14 protein-coding genes are annotated in these 15,814 nt (G+C 60.5%); 8 read left to right on the forward strand and 6 right to left on the reverse strand.

Annotated elements, in window-relative coordinates:
- Positions 1-13: 13 nt before the first annotated feature.
- From J2J98_RS15520 to J2J98_RS15530, 3 genes are all read right to left on the reverse strand, one after another.
- A complete protein-coding gene (locus J2J98_RS15520) occupies positions 14-1,144 on the reverse strand; it encodes a DUF2333 family protein (RefSeq protein WP_207601514.1) in 1,131 nt (376 codons plus the stop codon).
- A gap of 235 nt (positions 1,145-1,379) precedes the next feature.
- Positions 1,380-2,453 carry a hypothetical protein gene (locus J2J98_RS15525; RefSeq protein ID WP_207601515.1) on the reverse strand — a complete coding sequence of 358 codons (1,074 nt, stop codon included), beginning with the start codon at positions 2,451-2,453 and terminating at the stop codon, positions 1,380-1,382.
- 65 nt (positions 2,454-2,518) lie between these two features.
- Complete coding sequence (locus J2J98_RS15530) at positions 2,519-3,127, reverse strand: thymidine kinase (RefSeq protein ID WP_138393004.1); 609 nt, start codon at positions 3,125-3,127, stop codon at positions 2,519-2,521.
- A gap of 234 nt (positions 3,128-3,361) precedes the next feature.
- Between J2J98_RS15530 and J2J98_RS15535 the strand changes: the two genes are divergently transcribed.
- The 6 genes from J2J98_RS15535 to aptA all read left to right on the forward strand — a co-directional run bounded on the left by J2J98_RS15535 (position 3,362) and on the right by aptA (position 9,150).
- Positions 3,362-4,318: a choline ABC transporter substrate-binding protein gene (locus tag J2J98_RS15535; protein WP_207601516.1), complete on the forward strand. Its 957-nt coding sequence runs from the start codon at positions 3,362-3,364 to the stop codon at positions 4,316-4,318.
- A gap of 72 nt (positions 4,319-4,390) precedes the next feature.
- Positions 4,391-5,236 carry a choline ABC transporter permease subunit gene (gene choW / locus J2J98_RS15540; protein WP_064705792.1) on the forward strand — a complete coding sequence of 282 codons (846 nt, stop codon included), beginning with the start codon at positions 4,391-4,393 and terminating at the stop codon, positions 5,234-5,236.
- A complete protein-coding gene (gene choV / locus J2J98_RS15545; protein WP_207601517.1) occupies positions 5,233-6,285 on the forward strand; it encodes a choline ABC transporter ATP-binding protein in 1,053 nt (350 codons plus the stop codon). The genes choW and choV overlap by 4 nt, the downstream gene beginning before the upstream one ends.
- A gap of 31 nt (positions 6,286-6,316) precedes the next feature.
- Positions 6,317-7,066: a HugZ family pyridoxamine 5'-phosphate oxidase gene (locus J2J98_RS15550; RefSeq protein WP_207601518.1), complete on the forward strand. Its 750-nt coding sequence runs from the start codon at positions 6,317-6,319 to the stop codon at positions 7,064-7,066.
- Positions 7,067-7,175: 109 nt separating this feature from the next.
- Positions 7,176-7,493: an ArsR/SmtB family transcription factor gene (locus J2J98_RS15555; RefSeq protein ID WP_064684394.1), complete on the forward strand. Its 318-nt coding sequence runs from the start codon at positions 7,176-7,178 to the stop codon at positions 7,491-7,493.
- Between the two features lie 331 nt (positions 7,494-7,824).
- Entirely contained in the window at positions 7,825-9,150 is a 1,326-nt protein-coding gene (gene aptA / locus J2J98_RS15560) for an omega-aminotransferase AptA (protein ID WP_138392999.1), read from the forward strand.
- Between the two features lie 83 nt (positions 9,151-9,233).
- Here aptA and J2J98_RS15565 read toward each other — a convergent pair whose 3' ends face one another.
- Positions 9,234-10,148, reverse strand: coding sequence for an HD-GYP domain-containing protein (locus tag J2J98_RS15565; RefSeq protein ID WP_207601519.1), 915 nt, complete (start codon positions 10,146-10,148; stop codon positions 9,234-9,236).
- A gap of 459 nt (positions 10,149-10,607) precedes the next feature.
- Between J2J98_RS15565 and J2J98_RS15570 the strand changes: the two genes are divergently transcribed.
- Complete coding sequence (locus J2J98_RS15570; protein ID WP_138392996.1) at positions 10,608-11,711, forward strand: branched-chain amino acid ABC transporter substrate-binding protein; 1,104 nt, start codon at positions 10,608-10,610, stop codon at positions 11,709-11,711.
- A gap of 58 nt (positions 11,712-11,769) precedes the next feature.
- On the opposite strand, the gene J2J98_RS15575 is transcribed toward J2J98_RS15570, so the two are convergent.
- A complete protein-coding gene (locus tag J2J98_RS15575) occupies positions 11,770-12,075 on the reverse strand; it encodes a hypothetical protein (RefSeq protein ID WP_138392994.1) in 306 nt (101 codons plus the stop codon).
- Between the two features lie 144 nt (positions 12,076-12,219).
- Here J2J98_RS15575 and ade point away from each other — a divergent pair, with 144 nt between their 5' ends.
- A complete protein-coding gene (ade, locus tag J2J98_RS15580) occupies positions 12,220-13,917 on the forward strand; it encodes an adenine deaminase (protein ID WP_138392992.1) in 1,698 nt (565 codons plus the stop codon).
- Positions 13,918-13,954: 37 nt separating this feature from the next.
- On the opposite strand, the gene bglA is transcribed toward ade, so the two are convergent.
- Positions 13,955-15,691 carry a beta-galactosidase BglA gene (gene bglA / locus J2J98_RS15585; protein WP_207601520.1) on the reverse strand — a complete coding sequence of 579 codons (1,737 nt, stop codon included), beginning with the start codon at positions 15,689-15,691 and terminating at the stop codon, positions 13,955-13,957.
- Positions 15,692-15,814 lie beyond the last annotated feature (123 nt).

A 15,814-nucleotide genomic window follows, 5' to 3' on the forward strand; every position in this document is an offset into this window, starting at 1 on the left:
TGACGCGCAGCTCTTAACGATCGAGCACCGACCTGATTTCGACGAGGTTGGAGCGCACCCTCAGAATATAGAAGCCCATAGTGGCTAGGTGGCTCGGCATGATCCAGCCATCCTCTCGGCCGTTCGAGATGATCGCGGGCTGGATGCGCAATGCCGCCTGGAACTGCCGGGTGGTCCCGCCCCAGATCGCGCCGAGATTACGCTCCCGCACGACCTGCGAGAAATCCGTCTGCGCAGCGGTAAGGATGGCGTAATAGGCGTAGAGCTGGCCATAGGCGAACCAGAAGCGGTCGTCGGCGCGCGTATCGAACCAGCCGCGATTGTGATGCTCGGAACGCTCGGCAAGCATATCGGAGGTGCTGCCGAGATCGTTGGCGATGCGGTCGATGAACTGCATTAGATTATCGGCGCGGCCGTCGAAAATAGCATTGCAAGCAGCGAGATCTGTGTTGAATTTGCGCAGGTCTCTTATGGCCGTGCGGTAGAAGGAAGGCGTCGGCGTCTTCAGTCCGAAGGGATCGAGCCCGAAATACCAGCTATATTCATCGAACTGCAGGTTGCCGCGTGCGCTCTGCAGATCATTGTTGATACCCGACGTGCCACGCACGCGCCCGAGCGTATCGACAAGCTCCGCGGAAGTCCGGCGAACCACCTGGTTGATGCCACGCTGGAACGAAGCCTTGTTGTCCAGGAAAGGCGTGTGATCCCAGTCGATGCCGAAGAAGCCCATCTTGTAGAGCAGCATGGAGGAGATCCATGCATTCTGGTCGACGTTGAAATCGGTCAGGTCAGCGGCGACATCGACGATGGCCGAGCGCTGGCAGGTCTTGGCAGTCCCAGCACTCGCCCCCTCGGTGACCGGCAGTTCCTGCCCGGCGGGAACCTTGCGTTCCGAAAGCCTGTATTGATCGACGAAGGCGGTGTTGAAATTCGACCAGACCTGCGTCTGCCAGAAGAAATAGCCGTAAAGCACGACGAAGAGCGCCACGAATGCGATGATCGGCAGCCGGATCATCCAGCTCCGGCGCTGGTACCAGCCATGAGCGGCTAGAAACGGCCAGAAGGCCCAGGCGGAAAACAGGCGGGCCCAACGGCCGATCGTCTGGCCGATCAGCCTGAAAAAACCGGCTATCCGGTCAAGCATCGTCGTCTCCTGTCAGGTGAGGCGAACACTGCAGCGCCGCGCGTTTTTAAGACGCGCTAAAGACGCTGCAGCACTTTGAGTTGCTGCATAATTCCTTAAATCGATTCCGATCTGAGGAATTATGCAGGAGGACATCGCCGCCCCGCTGCATCCACATATGCGCTCGGTAGGCCGAGCACAACACGAGCCCTCGATTTTTACGAATGAAACCAGCGCGGAGCGCTCCCGTCGCGGATTAGGAACGCAGGAATGGCAGCCTGAAGCGGAAGGATCTGCGCGCCGTGTCGATGAGCGGCGCTCCCGACGTTTCCGGCGCCAGCTCGGCATAAGCCGGAAACTTCGCGGCGACGTCGAGGTCGGCTCGGCTCTTGCGCCGCTCCAGATCCTGGGCGACCAGCATGCCCTTCTCGAACAGCCTGATCGGTGCGGCGATATCGGGGAAGAGTTCCGGCTTAATCCTGACCTTCATGCCCGGCCGGTCGGTATCGACCTGCGCCTGATAGATGATCAGCCGCTCCTCGACATCGATCATCAGCTTGCGCAGCAACACGTTGCAGGAACCGATGCGGCCATTCAGCGAATCGACGAAGGCCTGAAACAGGCCGATGAAGCGCTCGCGCCGCTGGCTGTCGTCCCGCATCTCGTGCTCCTCCGCGGAAATGCGTTCGGCCTCCGCCTTCAGCGCCCGCCGCTCTGCCTCCATCTGCTCCCAATGCGCCCTGTTGCCATAGACGCCGATACGACCCTGCGTCGTCAGCGCCTTGGCGTTGAGCTCCTTCATCTTCAGACGGGCGATATCGATGGAATCGACCAGCCGGCGCCGTTGCTCGACGATGTCCACGAGACCGCGTTCGGCTATCTTGTGGCGTTCGACGATTGAACTGCGCTGGCTAGCGATCAGCCTGGCGAGCGCGTCCGATTTCGCCAGGAGGTCGAGCAGCCGCTCGATGACAGGCGCCTCGCGCACGCGTTCGGTATACATGCGCCACATCCGCTGGCGCGACGTCCAACCGGCCATTTTCTCGCGAAGCGTCAATCCGCGGAAACTATCGAGATCCCCCGAAACCTCCGCCGTCATCCGGTCCAATGTGAAGACCAACTCTGCGAGCAACGCATCGAGAGCCGCGCCATCGGCGATATGGGCCTGGAAGCGGGTATTCTGCTCGAGGAACATCTCGTCGGCCGAATGTTTTTCATCGCTGTCATAGCTGCGGATGCAGCCCGCGCAATAAGCCCCCTCGGCCTCGATCTTCTCGGCAAGACCGCCTGCGGCTTCGTACTGGTTGTCGAATGGCGGGGCTTTGCGCACCTGATCCCTCCGGAGAATCTTCTGCCCAAGCTAGCCGCTTGCGGCGCCGAAGAAAACCGGCCGCGTCACCGGCCTCCCGGCTCGGCGATCCAGGGCCCGTTCATTTCGTCGTCCCAGTGCCTGCGGCAGAGAGAAACATATTTCTCATTGCCGCCGACATCGATCTGCGCGCCTTCGTGCAGCACCTTTCCCTGCGCGTCCAGCCGCACCACCATTGTCGCCTTACGGCCGCAATGGCAGATCGTGCGCACCTCTCGCATTTCATCGGCGATTGCCAGAAGTTCCTGAGACGCCGGAAAAAGCTTGCCCTGAAAATCGGTCCGCAGCCCGTAGACCATGACGGGAACGCCGAGTCGGTCGACGACGCGGGCAAGCTGCCAGACATGGAGAGGCGTCATGAAATGCGCTTCGTCCACGAAGACGCAGGAGATCGGCGCCCCTTCGCTGCCCAGCGTCATGATCAGCCGGAACAGATCCTCGTCCGGTTCGAAGGGAATGGCGCTTGCCTCCAGCCCAATCCGGGAACCGATGACACCCCGGCCGGCCCGCTCGTCGAACGCGGCGATCAACTGGACCGTGCGCATGCCGCGCTCCTGGTAATTATAGGAGGCCTGCAGCAGCATCGTCGATTTGCCGGCATTCATCGTCGAGTAGTTGAAATAGAGCTTTGCCATCCGAGTCTCCTTGATCGGTTATTGAAAGCTCGGATCGGCAAAGAAAACCCCCGTAGTAGCAATAATCACAGAAATCACCGTCTGGAATCCGTCGAAAGCGTCGAAAACTGGGTGCCTCGGAAAAACCGCAAACGTCGCAATCGCACCCTCCGATACGACGCAAACGCACTGAGGTCGCTTGTCAAACTGGGTTATTGGTGATTGGCTTGGGGACCTAAAGACTGGGAGTCTAAAATGAAAACAACAAGCACATTCAAACTCGTCACCGCAACTGCCGTCGCTGCGCTTTCCATTGCGACCGCCGCCTTCGCCGCGGATCCCGACAGCTGCTCCACCGTCCGCTTCTCCGATGTCGGTTGGACCGACATCACCGCCACCACCGCCACCGCATCTGTCGTCCTGAAGAGCATCGGCTATCAGACCGACGTCAAGGTTCTTTCGGTGCCGGTCACCTATACGTCGCTGAAGAACAAGGACATCGACGTCTTCCTCGGCAATTGGATGCCGACACAGGAAAAGGACGTTCGCCCTTATATCGACGACAAGTCCGTAGAATCCTTCGGCCCCAACCTCGTCGGCGCCAAGTACACGCTTGCCACCAATGCCAAGGGCGCCGAACTCGGCATCAAGGACTTCAAGGACATCGCCGCCCATAAGGACGATCTCGACGGCAAGATCTATGGCATTGAGCCCGGCAATGACGGCAACCGCCTCGTCATGGACTTGATCGAAAAGAACACCTTCGGCATGAAGGATATGGAAGTCGTCGAATCCTCGGAACAGGGCATGCTCGCGCAGGTCGCTCGCGCCGAAAAAGCCGGCAAGCCCGTGGTCTTCCTCGGTTGGGAACCCCATCCGATGAACACCAACTTCAAGCTGACCTATCTGACAGGCGGCGACGACGTCTTCGGTCCCGATTTTGGCGGCGCCAAGGTCTACACGAATGTTCGCGCCGGCTATCTCGACGAATGCCCGAATGTCGGCGCGATGCTGAAAAACCTGACGTTCTCCCTCGACATGGAGAACCAGATCATGGGCAAGATCCTCAACGACGGCAAGGAGCCCGAGGCCGCGGCGACCGAATGGCTGAAGGCGAATCCTTCCGCCCTCGAGCCTTGGCTTGCGGGCGTCAAGACCCGCGACGGCAAGGGCGACGCGCTGGCCGCTGCCAAGACCAGCCTTGGCCTTTGATAATGTGAACGGGGCGGCTCGCCGCCCCTTTTCATTTTGTCCATAGTTGATTTTTTCGGATAGGCGCGCCCCTTGAATTGGATCACCGACTTTAAGATTCCCATTGGCCCCGGGGCCAAGTCCTTCGTGGATTGGCTCACCTCGAACGGCGCCTGGTTCTTCGACCAGCTCGCCTCCCTGCTGTCGCACGTCATCGACGGCCTGCTCTTCGTGCTGCAGAAGCCTCACCCGCTGATCGTCATCGCCGCCATCGCCGCCATCGCCTTCTGGCTGCGCCGGTCGATCGCGGTCACCCTCTTTACCTGCCTTGGCCTGCTGCTCATCATGAATCAGGGCTACTGGAAGGAAACGACGGAGACGCTCGCTCTCGTGCTCGCCTCCACTTTCGTCAGTATGGTGATCGGCATTCCGCTCGGCATTGCAGCGGCCCGCCGCGCCTGGGTCTATGCCGCGATGCGCCCGGCGCTCGATCTGATGCAAACCATTCCGACATTCGTCTATCTGATTCCGGCGCTAATCCTCTTCGGCCTCGGCATGGTGCCGGGCCTGATCGCGACCGTCATTTTCGCCATCCCAGCCCCCATCCGGCTGACGCGCCTCGGCATCATTTCGACCCCGCCATCCCTCGTCGAAGCCGCGGTTGCCTTCGGCGCCAGGCCAATGCAGGTGCTGCGCAAAGTCGAGCTTCCCTTCGCCGCGCCGCAGATCATGGCGGGCCTCACCCAGACCATCATGCTGTCGCTGTCTATGGTGGTCATCGCCGCCCTCGTCGGCGCCGATGGTCTTGGCGTGCCTGTCGTGCGCGCACTGAATACCGTCAACGTCGCCAAAGGCTTCGAAGCCGGTCTCTGCATCGTCATCCTGGCGATCATTCTCGACCGCATGTTCCGCACGGCGGATGAAGGAGATGGCGCATGACCGCGGTTAGCTTCAAAAATGTCAGCATCATCTTCGGCGACCGGCCGGAAACCGCGCTTGCCATGGCCGACCAGGGCAAAACGCGTGACGAGATCGGCGCCGCGACCGGCTTGGTGCTCGGCGTCGCCAATGCCTCGCTGACGATCGAGGAAGGCGAGATCCTCGTGCTGATGGGCCTTTCCGGTTCCGGTAAGTCGACGCTGCTGCGCGCCGTCAACGGGCTCGCCCCCGTAGTGCGCGGCGACGTCTCGGTGTCGACATCCGCTGGTCCCGTCAACCCCTATAGATGCAATGCCAAAGCCCTCCGCGACCTGCGCACCCACACCGTTTCCATGGTGTTCCAGCAGTTCGCGCTGCTGCCCTGGCGCACCGTCGCCGAGAATGTCGGCTTCGGCCTCGAGCTTGCCGGCATGCCGGAGGCCGAACGAAAGGTCCGCGTCGGCGAGCAGCTCGAGCTCGTCAACCTGACGAAATGGGCCGACCGCAAGGTCAACGAACTGTCAGGCGGCATGCAGCAGCGTGTCGGTCTTGCCCGCGCCTTTGCCACTGGCGCACCGATCCTGCTGATGGACGAGCCTTTCTCGGCGCTCGATCCTTTGATCCGCACCCGGCTGCAGGACGAGCTCCTGGAGTTCCAGCGGCGGCTGAAGAAGACCATTCTCTTTGTCAGCCACGATCTCGACGAGGCCTTCCGCATCGGCAACCGCATCGCCATCATGGAGGGCGGCCGGATCATACAGTGTGGAACGCCGCACGACATCGTGAAGAATCCTGCCGACCAATATGTCGCCGACTTCGTGCAGAACCTCAATCCGATCAACATGCTGACTGCCGCCGACGTCATGCAGCCCGGCCTCGGCCAGACGGCCGCCGGCATGAGCGTCAGCGCCACGGCCCGCGCCGCGACCCCGCTCGTCGATGTCCTCGACGTCCTCGCCCGCCAGCCGGGCAGCATCGGCATCGTGGAAAACGGCGCGGTCATCGGCACCATCACCGCCCAGGATATCGTCGCCGGCCTTACTCGCCATCGCCGCAAGGAGGATGCTTGATGTTTTCAATCCGCTTTGTCACAAAGCGGATATGAAAGATCAGCCCTCGCCTGTACGCGAAACCGATGATGAGGCCCGCAAACTCGCCCGCGTGCTGTTGCGCTCGGCACGGCACGCGGCGATTGCGGTTCTCGATCCCGGGACCGGTTTTCCCTTCGCCAGCCGCGTCCTCCTCGCCACCGATATCGACGGCGCCCCCGTCATTCTCGTTTCGAAGCTTTCGGCGCACACGAAGGCGCTCATAAGAGACCCGCGTGCCTCGCTGCTGACCGGCGAGCCAGGCAAGGGCGATCCGCTGGCCCATAGTCGGCTGACGGCCCAATGCACGGCGCAACCAGTTGAGCATGGTCATCAGTTCCACGAGCGCATTCGCACGCGTTTTCTCGATCGCCATCCCAAGGCAAAACTCTATATCGATTTCCCCGATTTCCTCTTCTTCCGTCTCAAACCGGAGCAGGCGAGCCTAAACGGCGGCTTCGGCCGCGCCTACTATCTCGACGGAAGGGATCTCATCATCCAGTCGCCCGCAAACGAGGAGGTCGCCGCCAAAGCGGCCGAAACAGTGCGAGATTTAATAGGACGCCATCCCGACGTGGCGGAAGTCCTCGCAGTGCGCCTAAAAGCCCCGGAATCCGCCCCTTGGCGCATCTGCGGCATCGATCCAGCGGGTTTCGAGATCACTTCGGGCGACTTTTTGGTGCGACACGAATTCGAAACTCTGGCTGTGGATTCCGATCACATTTGTTCAAACATATCTAAAATAGCATACTCGATACCTTAAATTTAGGTATATACAATCTTCGAGCCCAGTTGCTAGTTTCGGCCGCCGGCTCCGGCAGACGGCTTTTGCCAAATAGATGATGTACGTTTCGCATTAGGAAGATAACATTATGGAAACCCCGGATTTGGCTGACCACACGAATGTGGCGGCAGCACTATTGTCAGCCATGGCCAACCCCAAGAGATTGCTGATCCTGTGCAGCCTGGTGAAGGGCGAAGTCGCCGTCGGCGTGCTTGCCACACAAGTTGGCCTCAGTCAGTCGGCTCTTTCACAGCACCTTTCGAAGCTGCGTGCGCAGAAGCTGGTCAAGACCCGCCGCGACGCCCAAACCATCTACTATTCGAGCACATCCGAGCCGGTCATGAAGATTCTGGCGACGCTCGAAGACATCTACCTCGTTCCGAGCAGAAGTAGATCCGCAGCCTGATGATAGCGCTGACATAAAGTTGGGCGGTGCCGAGGCGGGGAATGTCCCGGAAGCATCGGCAACCTTTTTCGGCACCTGAACCTCGAAGCCAAACGACCGGCAAATCTCGCGATTTGCCGGTCGTGCCTTTGCGTGAGTTCATTATGACCGGATACCGCCGCCAGCCCCGACCTCCTACTTTGCCGGCGACGCAACTCCGGATGCTGAACCGAACGAAGCGTCTTCGGACTTTTCTCGTTGACGCGTTGAGAAGCCCTGATAATTTGACCGGGCAGTAAAAATTCGGGCGATAAGCCCCCGGGAACGGGCCGTCAACGGCCAGGAGAACAGCATGTCCAACCGCCTCAATGCGCCGAACGATCTTCGTGCCTTCTGGATGCCCTTTACGGCAAATCGCCAGTTCAAGAAGGAGCCGCGGTTGTTCGTTGGCGCCAAGGACATGTATTATACCACCCATGACGGCCGTCAGGTGTTGGACGGCACGGCGGGCCTGTGGTGCGTCAACGCCGGCCACTGCCGTCCGAAGATCACCGAGGCGATCCGGGAACAGGCGGGTGAACTCGATTACGCGCCGGCCTTCCAGCTTGGCCATCCCAAGGCCTTCGAACTGGCGAACCGCCTGGTCGATATCGCTCCGGAAGGCATGAACCACGTCCTCTACACCAATTCCGGCTCCGAATCCGTCGAGACCGCGCTCAAGGTGGCGCTCGCCTATCACCGAGTGAAGGGCAACGGTTCTCGCTTCCGCCTGATCGGTCGCGAGCGCGGCTATCATGGCGTCAATTTCGGCGGCATCTCCGTCGGCGGCATCGTCGCCAACCGCAAGATGTTCGGCACGCTTCTGACCGGCGTCGATCACATGCCGCACACCCACCAGCCCGGCAAGAACAACTTCACCCGCGGCGAGCCTGAGCATGGCGGCGACATCGCCACCGAACTCGAGCGCATCGTCACGCTGCATGACGCCTCCACCATCGCAGCCGTCATTATCGAGCCGGTGGCGGGCTCCACGGGCGTCCTGATTCCACCGAAGGGCTACCTGCAGAAGCTGCGCGAAATCTGCACCAAACACGGCATCCTTCTGATCTTCGACGAAGTCATCACCGGCTTCGGCCGTCTCGGCGCCCCCTTCGCCGCGCAATATTACGACGTCAAGCCCGACATGATCACGACCGCAAAGGGGCTGACCAACGGCGTCATCCCGATGGGCGCCGTATTCGTTACCTCAGAGATCCATGACGCCTTCATGAACGGCCCGGAGCACATGATCGAGTTCTTCCACGGCTATACCTATTCGGGGAACCCGATCGCTTCCGCCGCAGCCCTCGCCACGCTCGACACCTACAAGGAAGAAGGTCTGCTCACCCGCGCCGCCGAGCTTTCCGACTATTGGGCCGACGCGCTGCATTCGCTCAGGGACTGCCCCAACGTCATCGACATCAGGAACACCGGCCTGATCGGCGCAATTGAACTCAATCCGATCGCCGGCGAGCCGACGAAGCGCGCCTTCACCGCTTTCCTGAAGGCCTATGAGAGCGGGCTTCTGATCCGCACCACCGGCGACATCATCGCGCTCTCCCCGCCGCTGATCATCGAAAAGCAGCACATTGACGAGCTCTTCGGCAAGCTGCGAACCATCCTGCAGAATAATATCTGAAGACGCTCTCGGGATTTCCGCTCAGACCCGCGGTGACCAATGGTCTCGCGGGTTTTTTCGTCTTGACTAAAGATGCAAAAACCTCAGCTCACAGAGGCGACGGAAAGGCAGAGGGCGAATTTTTTCAGGAGTTGGCGATCAAAATGCCCCTCGGCGCTGAACATCCATTTCAGTGCCTGGCTGGCACTCCACGGCGCCTTATATGGCCGCACGGAAGTGATGGCGTCATAGACATCGCAGATAGTCGCCATCCGCGTGTGAAGGCTCACTTCGCTGCCGGACAACCGGCGCGGATAGCCTTTACCGTCAATGCGCTCGTGATGATTGAGGCAAACGTCGAGAACGATCTCCGGCATGCCCTCCTGCAGCGACAGCATCGCGTGCCCCTTCTCCGGATGGCCCCGAAGCAAGCCGATCTCGTCCTGTTCCAGGGGCCCCGTCTTGTTCAGCACCTCAAGCGGAACTTCGAGCTTGCCCACATCGTGCAGCAAACCAGCCGTGCCGAGCGTCTGAATCGTATGCTCGTCGAGTGCGAGATGGCGGCTGAAAAGGATCATCAGCGCGCTCACCGAAATGGAATGCAGGAAGGTCACTTCATCTTTTGATTTCAGACGCGTGACGCTCAGGAAAACTGCGGGGTTCTCATCCATCGACTTGGAGACGAACGAGATCACAGGCGCCACGTGATCGATGCTGAAGCCCTCGCCGTTCCGCAGCCTCGCGAAAGCCTCTTCCAATAACCGTACGGATTTCTGAACGGCCTCGCACGCGGCCTGGATGTCGATCTCGATGTCACGGCCCGGGAGGCCGTTGGTATCGAGCCCCTTGCTGGTATTGATGACGACGCTGGCGGTGCCGCATTTGCGAATTTTTGCGGCATCGACCTCACGCCGCAGGGAAAACCTGCGCCTCGATAACAACGGATCCTGCCACAGGCCCTCGATAGCCTCCACAAACATTCCGATACGCACCTGACCGGCGTCGATACGCTTCAGCATCCAGATCTCTGTTTCCCGATAGGTCTATGTATTTGTTGTATAGTTCTCTTTTTCAATGCTGCGGCAGTTTGATATCGCGGGATGTTACTGCCACTGGCCAAACCAACGGTTAATTGGAAAGCTAAAGACAACCTTATGGATGCGATTTATCTGGCGGAAAGCCGTCCGCCAGCTCGCATCAGGAAATCCCGGAGAAATGTCGAAAAATGATCCGCCCTTGGCGAGCTTTCGGCCGGATCGGCCGAATTTTCCCTGCGTTTTGTTATGAACTTGCGCAATCTCATCAAAATTTCTAGAAATCTTGCCATGAGCCCTTCCCGAGTCAAACATGGCCGGCGGGCTCGCTGATCGCACCGTTACCGATCGTCCTTGGCACGGCCCCTGAGGGCTGTTGAATGATCGGGAAAGCCGGCGCGGCACATCATCGCGGGTCGACGACCCCATCCAAGGAGACAGACAATGACCCTCAAGACATTGACGGCGACCCTCGTCGCGTCACTCGCCTTTGCGCCCCTTGCCCATGCCGATATCACCATCGGCCTCATCGCGCCGCTGACCGGTCCCGTCGCCGCCTATGGCGATCAGGTGAAGAACGGCGCTCAGACCGCCGTCGACGAGATCAACAAGAAGGGCGGAATCCTCGGCGAGAAAGTCGTCCTCGAACTGGCCGACGATGCCGGCGAACCGAAGCAGGGCGTTTCCGCCGCCAACAAGGTTGTCGGCGACGGCATCCGCTTCGTCGTCGGACCAGTAACATCGGGCGTTGCGATCCCGGTTTCGGACGTTCTGGCTGAAAATGGTGTGCTGATGGTCACCCCGACCGCCACGGCCCCCGACCTCACCAAGCGCGGCCTCACCAACGTGCTGCGCACTTGCGGCCGCGACGACCAGCAGGCCGAAGTCGCCGCCAAACACGTGCTGAAGAATTTCAAGGACAAGCGCATCGCTATCGTCAACGACAAGGGCGCCTACGGCAAGGGTCTTGCCGATGCCTTCAAGGCGACGCTCAATGCCGGCGGCGTCACCGAAGTCGTCAATGACGCCATCACCCCCGGCGACAAGGATTTCGGCGCGCTCACCACCCGCATCAAGTCCGAAAAGGTCGACATCGTCTACTTCGGCGGCTACCACCCCGAGGGCGGCCTGCTCGCCCGCCAGCTGCACGATCTTTCCGCCAACGCGATGATCATCGGCGGCGATGGTCTCTCGAACACCGAGTTCTGGGCGATCGGTACGGATGCAGCGGCAGGAACGCTGTTCACCAATGCTTCCGATGCCACCAAGAACCCGGACTCCAAGGCTGCCGCAGAAGCGCTTGCCGCCAAGAACATTCCGGCCGAGGCCTTTACGCTCAACGCCTACGCCGCTGTTGAAGTTTTGAAAGCCGGCATCGAAAAGGCCGGCAGCGCCGAGGATGCCGAAGCCGTCGCGGCCGCTCTGAAGGGCGGCATGGAGGTTCCGACCGCCATCGGCAAGCTCACCTACGGCGAGACCGGCGACCTGACCTCGCAGAGCTTCTCGCTTTACAAGTGGGAAGGCGGCAAAATCGTCGCTGCCGAGTAGTTCACGAACCTCGTGAAACAGGATCGGGCGCCTTTCGGCGCCCGATTTGTATTGGGTGTCAGTTTGTCTTCTTCAGATCACCGCGCGTGTAATCCTCCAGCGTGGTGGGTGTAACGAGAACCAATGGCTGGGTATAGGTTCTGTTGGGTAGAGGTCTTGGAACAATCGTATGGAAACGGGTAAGGACAGCACGCTTGAGGCTCGCATCCATAACCTCGCTTCCAGACGGCTTTGCGAGGATGACGCTGGTGACCCTTCTGTATTTGTCAGTCTTGAAGGTAACCGAATTTTGCGTGGTCTTCGTTGTTTCGCAACCGCTCAACAAAAGAACAGCCGCACAGGCAGCCGAAATAATTGCTTTCATATCATGACCTTGAGTTGGGAATTAGCATCTGTATTCTGGCTTCACTAGCATTGCCATGGTCAAGTCGGAAGCGGCCGGAAATACCAAAGAATTTTTCCGCGCTTCTCACAGCAGCGGCAGAAATCAGCGAAGGGGTGCCAGTTCATGACCACCAAGCTCGAACGTCTTATCGACCAGGGTGTGGGCCGCGTGCCCGCCGACATCGTGCTGAAGGGCGGTAGCTTCTTCGATCTCGTTACCGGCGAAATCGTCCACTCCGACATCGCCATCGGCGCCGACCGCATCGTCGGTACTTCAGGCAATTATGAGGGCGAAGTCGAAATCGACATATCAGGCAGAACTGTCGTTCCGGGCTTCATCGACACACATCTGCACATCGAGTCCTCGCTCGTGACCCCGCATGAATTCGACCGCTGCGTCCTGCCCTACGGCGTCACCACCGCCATCTGCGATCCGCATGAGATCGCAAATGTTCTCGGCACCGAGGGCATCGAATTCTTCCTTGAATCCGCGCTGGAGACAATCATGGACATCCGTGTCCAGCTCTCCTCCTGCGTGCCGGCAACGCATCTCGAAACTGCGGGCGCCGACCTGCCGATCGAGCGCCTCCTGCCCTTCCGCGATCACCCGAAGGTGATCGGCCTTGCCGAGTTCATGAATTTCCCCGGGGTGATCCATAAGGATCCCGTTTGCATGGCCAAACTTGACGCCTTCCAGGGCGTCCATATCGATGGCCACGCGCCGCTTCTTTCCGGCAACGACCTCAACGGCTATCTCGCGGCCGGCATACGCACTGAGCATGAGTGCACGAGCGCCGCCGAGGCGCTGGAAAAGATCCGCAAGGGCATGCACATCCTGGTACGCGAGGGCTCGGTCTCCAAGGACCTCGCCGCGCTGATCCCCATCATCACCGAGCGGCTTTCGCCTTACCTCGCGCTCTGCACCGACGACCGCAACCCGCTCGATATTGCCGAACAGGGCCATCTCGATCATATGATCCGCACGGCGATCGCCAAGGGCGTCGAGCCCCTGGCCATCTACCGCGCCGCCTCGATCTCGGCCGCCCGCGCCTTCGGCCTCAGGGACCGCGGTCTGGTTGCGCCAGGCTGGCGCGCCGACCTCGTCATTCTCGACAGCCTGCAGAGCTGCCGCGCCGAGATGGTCTTTTCCGCCGGCCGCCATGTCACTGACACGCTCTTTGCCACGCGCAAACCGGTCGCCCCGATCGGCCTCGACAGCGTCAAGGCCCGAACGGTCAACGCCGCCCATTTCGGAGTCCCCGTCGCCGAGGGTGAAACATCGGTCATTGGCGTCCTGCCGGGCAAGATCATCACTGAGCATCGCCGCTACCGCCTGCCGGCCAGAGGTAACGAGACAACGGTTGATCTTGCCAACGACATCATCAAGGTCGCGGTCATCGAGCGTCACGGCAAGAACGGCAATCATGCCAACGGCTTCGTCCAGGGCTTCGGGCTGAAGAAGGGTGCGATCGCCTCCACGGTCGGCCACGACAGCCACAATATCTGCGTCATCGGGGTCAATGAGGACGACATGGCGCGCGCCGCAAACCGCCTCGGCGAGATCAAGGGCGGTTTCGTCGTCGTCGAGGACGGCAACATCACCGGCGAAATCGCCCTTCCCGTCGCCGGCCTGATGAGCATCGAGCCGTACGAAACCGTGCGCGACACGCTGCACCATCTGCGCAAGGCCGCCTTCGCGCTCGGCGCCACACTGGAAGAGCCATTCCTCCAGCTTGCCTTTCTGCCGCTGCCCGTCATCCCGCACCTGAAGATTTCCGACCGCGGCATGGTCGACGTGGACAGGTTCGCGCTGATCGAGTGACAAGCCTCGTGGACGCGGCAGGTCAACGAGCCTCGATCTATCGCCAACCTTCGTCGCCTTCGACCGGCTCCGCATCGGATACCTTGTCGAGCAGCTTCGATAGAACAATCCCGCTCGCGCCGCCTGCCGAAACCCGCGCACAGAACCCATCCAGCGCCGCAAGCCTCACCGGCCCTGCTCCTGCAACCGCCTCAAACCCCGGCATAGCGAGCGGCTCCCCGAGCGCCATGCCGTCGGGCAGACGGAATTCCGCCGGTTTGCGCGTCAGGTTGAAAACGAACAGCAGTTTCTCTCCGCCCTTTTCGCGGGTAAAGGCGAGCAGGTCCTGGTTGGTGCCGACGAAGGTCATCTCGCCGTCGATGAGCGCCGGGCGGCTCTTCCGGAATGCGAGCGTCCGGCGATAGTGATGCAGGACAGAGCTGTCGCTGTCCTCCTGCGTGTCGACGGAGAGTGCTGCCTGCTCGTAGGGAACCGGCAGCCAGCTCTTTTCGCCCGAGGTGAAGCCCGCATGCGCCTTGCCGGCTTCCCAGGGCATCGGGGTGCGGCATCCGTCGCGGCCCTTGAAGGCCGGCCAGAACCGGATGCCGTAGGGATCCCGCAGATCCTCGAAGGCAAGCTCCGCTTCCGGCAATCCAAGCTCCTCGCCTTGATAAAGGCAGATCGAACCGCGCAGAGCCGCAAGTACTGAGATCGCGAGCTTGGCGATAACAGGCCGCTCCTCCTCCGTCAGCGCGAACCGGCTGACATGGCGCATGACGTCGTGATTGGAGAAGGCCCAGCAGACCCAGCCGTGGGTGACCACCTTCTGGGAGGCCTCGACGCAACTGCGAATATGCGCGGCGGTGAAATCCGGCCCCAGCAGATCGAAGGTGTAGCACATGTGCAGCTTGTCGTCGCCGCTCGTATAGGCGGCGACCGTCTTCAGCGAACGTGCGCCGTCGCCGACTTCGCCGACGGTCGTGCGGTCCTCATAGCGGTCGAGCAGCGCGCGGAAGCGCTTGAGGAAGCCGATATTTTCCGGCTGCGTCTTGTCGTATAGGTGGTTCTGCATACCGTAGGGGTTGGTGTCGGGCGCATCGAGACCCCCGTCACTGGTATCGGGCTCATGCGGGGGATTGCTTCGGAGCTGCTTGTCGCAAAAATAATAATTGACCGTGTCCAACCGGAAGCCGTCGACGCCGCGGTCGAGCCAGAACTTCACCGTTTCCAGCACCGCGTCCTGCACTTCGTTGCAGTGGAAATTGAGGTCGGGCTGCGAGGTCAGGAAATTGTGCTGGTAATATTGCCGGCGCACGCCGTCCCATTCCCAGCCAGGCCCGCCGAATATCGACAGCCAGTTGTTTGGCGCCGTACCATCAGGCTTCGGATCGGCCCAGACATACCAGTCCGCCTTCGGATTGGTCCGGTTCGACCGGCTTTCAATGAACCAGGGATGGCGGTCGGAAGTGTGCGAGATCACTTGGTCGATGATCACTTTGATGCCGAGCCTGTGCGCCTCGGCCATCATCTCGTCGAAATCGGCCAGCGTGCCAAAAATTGGGTCGACGTCGCAATAATCGGAAACGTCGTAGCCCATGTCGGCCATGGGAGACTTGAAGAAGGGTGAGAGCCAGATGGCATCCACGCCGAGGCTGGCGATATGTTGCAGCCGCCGGGTAATTCCCTTGAGGTCGCCGAGCCCGTCGCTGTTGGTGTCCTGAAACGAACGCGGATAAACCTGATAGATTACCGCGCCGCGCCACCAGTCCGCATTCCCGCCTGCCTGCAATGCCATCGGCTACATCTCCTGCCTCGTTTGCGCTCGACACACTAAAGCGGACGAAACAAAAGACAACCACGCGTGGCTGTATGAATGGAACAGAAACCGCCGCGACGCTTGGTCGCGATGCAACAAGAG

It is taken from the genome of Rhizobium bangladeshense (genome assembly GCF_017357245.1).
Lineage (GTDB): Bacteria > Pseudomonadota > Alphaproteobacteria > Rhizobiales > Rhizobiaceae > Rhizobium > Rhizobium bangladeshense.

What these genes read in the sequence shown, in the direction of transcription:
- J2J98_RS15550 (WP_207601518.1), top strand. Translation starts at nt 6,317, where the DNA reads ATGAAAGATCAGCCCTCGCCTGTACGCGAAACCGATGATGAGGCCCGC.
- J2J98_RS15530 (WP_138393004.1), bottom strand. Translation starts at nt 3,127, where the DNA reads ATGGCAAAGCTCTATTTCAACTACTCGACGATGAATGCCGGCAAATCG.
- J2J98_RS15575 (WP_138392994.1), bottom strand. Translation starts at nt 12,075, where the DNA reads ATGAAAGCAATTATTTCGGCTGCCTGTGCGGCTGTTCTTTTGTTGAGC.
- J2J98_RS15555 (WP_064684394.1), top strand. Translation starts at nt 7,176, where the DNA reads ATGGAAACCCCGGATTTGGCTGACCACACGAATGTGGCGGCAGCACTA.
- bglA (WP_207601520.1), bottom strand. Translation starts at nt 15,691, where the DNA reads ATGGCATTGCAGGCAGGCGGGAATGCGGACTGGTGGCGCGGCGCGGTA.
- J2J98_RS15565 (WP_207601519.1), bottom strand. Translation starts at nt 10,148, where the DNA reads ATGCTGAAGCGTATCGACGCCGGTCAGGTGCGTATCGGAATGTTTGTG.
- J2J98_RS15535 (WP_207601516.1), top strand. Translation starts at nt 3,362, where the DNA reads ATGAAAACAACAAGCACATTCAAACTCGTCACCGCAACTGCCGTCGCT.
- J2J98_RS15570 (WP_138392996.1), top strand. Translation starts at nt 10,608, where the DNA reads ATGACCCTCAAGACATTGACGGCGACCCTCGTCGCGTCACTCGCCTTT.
- J2J98_RS15520 (WP_207601514.1), bottom strand. Translation starts at nt 1,144, where the DNA reads ATGCTTGACCGGATAGCCGGTTTTTTCAGGCTGATCGGCCAGACGATC.
- ade (WP_138392992.1), top strand. Translation starts at nt 12,220, where the DNA reads ATGACCACCAAGCTCGAACGTCTTATCGACCAGGGTGTGGGCCGCGTG.
- aptA (WP_138392999.1), top strand. Translation starts at nt 7,825, where the DNA reads ATGTCCAACCGCCTCAATGCGCCGAACGATCTTCGTGCCTTCTGGATG.
- choV (WP_207601517.1), top strand. Translation starts at nt 5,233, where the DNA reads ATGACCGCGGTTAGCTTCAAAAATGTCAGCATCATCTTCGGCGACCGG.